This window comes from Mesorhizobium sp. M2A.F.Ca.ET.037.01.1.1, assembly GCF_003998075.1.
Classification (GTDB): Bacteria; Pseudomonadota; Alphaproteobacteria; order Rhizobiales; family Rhizobiaceae; genus Mesorhizobium.
Genome location: NZ_RZSA01001723.1, coordinates 1 through 553, shown reverse-complemented (window position 1 = coordinate 553; position 553 = coordinate 1). Strand labels below are relative to the sequence as shown.

The window sequence follows — 553 nt, the reverse complement described above, 5'->3', positions numbered from 1 at the left end:
CGATTAGCCGCCCACCCCAACTCATTATGGCAACTTGGTTAATTTAGCGATAGCTGTTTGAACGCTTGCACGGATTTTCTGTTGCCGCAAGGGGCGAGACGGCTTACCGCCGGACATCCCGCCGGTGCCGGCCGGCAAAGCGTGGCAACAAAATGGCCCGCGTCGCCGCGGGCCATTTTTTCACCTTCGGTACCTTGTGCCTGAGCCCTCATTCTCCGCCCATCTCTTTCTTGAACTGGTCGAAATCGACCTGCATGCCGTTGAAGATGGTGCTCCAGTGACGCGTCAGCGCCGCCATGGCGACGGCTTCCTGGATCTCCTGGTCGGTGGCGCCGGCGTGCCTGGCGTTCTCGGTGTCCGACCAGATGCAGTAGCTGCAGGGGATCTGCGCCGCGACCGCCAGCGAGATCAGCGACTTCTCCTTCGGCGTCAGCGCCGTCTTGTCGCTGAGCTCGATGGCCTTGACCTCGGCCCACGCGCCGGGCAGACCGGCTTTCGGGAACTGTTTGACGAAGCTCGGCACGCCGCCCATCGTCGACTGGATGTCCTTGAG

General features: G+C 62.2%; 1 protein-coding gene. It reads right to left on the bottom strand.

What is annotated here, in order from left to right:
• Positions 1–208 precede the first annotated feature (208 nt).
• Positions 209–553 (bottom strand): carboxymuconolactone decarboxylase family protein (locus EOA27_RS39440; RefSeq protein ID WP_245491421.1); only part of this gene is annotated, 345 nt, incomplete at its 5' end.